The organism is Ensifer sp. ENS07, from assembly GCF_014852185.1.
Lineage (GTDB): Bacteria > Pseudomonadota > Alphaproteobacteria > Rhizobiales > Rhizobiaceae > Ensifer > Ensifer adhaerens.
Genome location: NZ_JACVBE010000050.1, coordinates 1 through 1,368 on the forward strand (window position 1 = coordinate 1; position 1,368 = coordinate 1,368).

Consider the following 1,368-nt stretch of genomic DNA (forward strand, 5'->3'; position numbering starts at 1 on the left):
CAAAAAGACACTATTCGGGTTGTGGGCATTGATGATTGGAGCTGGCGGCATTCCTCGCGGTACGGGACGATCATGGTCGATCTTGAGCGTCATTCGGTCGTCGATATCTTAGAGGACCGCAGCGTCGAGAGCGCAAAATCTTGGTTGCAAGAGCGTCCGACGATCGAGGTCGTGAGCCGAGATCGCTGCGGTTTGTATGCTCAGGCGGCCCGAGAGGGCGCCCCGCAGGCCCGCCAGGTGGCTGACCGTTTTCATCTGGTTCAAAATCTCAGAGAGGCAATCAAGGAACAGATGAGCGTTTATGGTCACGCCCATGTTAGACCCATTCTCTCCGAAGATGCTATCGCCAGCGCCAGGTCACAACAGCGCCGTGCCCGCTTGGCGCACAGGCAATCTCGTCAGGAAATATTCGACACGCTTCAAGCTTTGCGGCAGCAGGGCCTCACCTACAGCGAGATTGCAAGGCGGACCGGATACGAGCGCCGCAGCATCGCGAATTGGCTTATTTCCAATGCACCTCGAGACAGAAACCGGGCAGCATTGAATCCGACATCGCCACTGTATTTTGAAGCTTTCCTGGCTGAATGCTGGAAAAATGGAAACCGGGTTGGGCGCCATCTGTTTTACGATATCAAGAACCGCGGTTACACGGGCAGCCGCTCCAATTTGGAGCGCTTGCTGAAGGTGTGGCGTGAGATCGAGAACATTCAACCCGACGAGCCGCCTCCGGAGACGGATGTTTCAGAACCCGTCCGAGATCCTGACACCGGCCATATGATCTCGTCTGTGGTGGCCGCAGCTTTGTGCATAAAACCGCGCGGCCTGCTGACAGATCGTCAGGCCAGAAAGGTCAATGCATTGAAGCAGGGCTCTCGAGTGTTCGCCATAATGCGTCGCTTGGCCATGCGCTTCAACGGCATCTTGCGCAGCAGGAGCCCGGACGCACTGGATGAATGGATCGACGATGCCATCGACACCGAGCTCACGGCAATCATGCGTTTCGCCAGCGTTTTGCGCCGGGATATTGATGCCGTCAAAAATGCAATCGAACTCCCGTGGAGCAACGGTCAGGCCGAAGGGCAGATCAACCGCCTCAAGATGCTGAAGCGAGCAATGTACGGTCGCGCCGGCCCCGAACTGATGAGGGCGAGAATGCTGCCGCTGAATCACAGAAATTGAGGATGAACCCTTAAACAGGTTCTTCCTCAATTTCTGTGGTTAACAGAGTGTTAGCGCCTCGACTGCGCGGCGGCAATCAAGGTGAGATTCAGCGTCAATCAGGATGAGACTCGGCGGCGGGGGTGTGACGAAGGGAGGGCGTAGCCCGACCGGAGTTACACTCCCGCCGCGGCGCAATTTTTAGGCGTC

The 1,368-nt window shown here is 56.8% G+C and carries 1 protein-coding gene; it reads left to right on the forward strand.

Going from position 1 to position 1,368, the window contains the following annotated elements; all coding sequences use genetic code 11:
• A partial coding sequence (locus IB277_RS37545) for an ISL3 family transposase (protein WP_192373400.1) occupies positions 1 to 1,179 on the forward strand: 1,179 nt, incomplete at its 5' end.
• Positions 1,180 to 1,368: the final 189 nt, after the last annotated feature.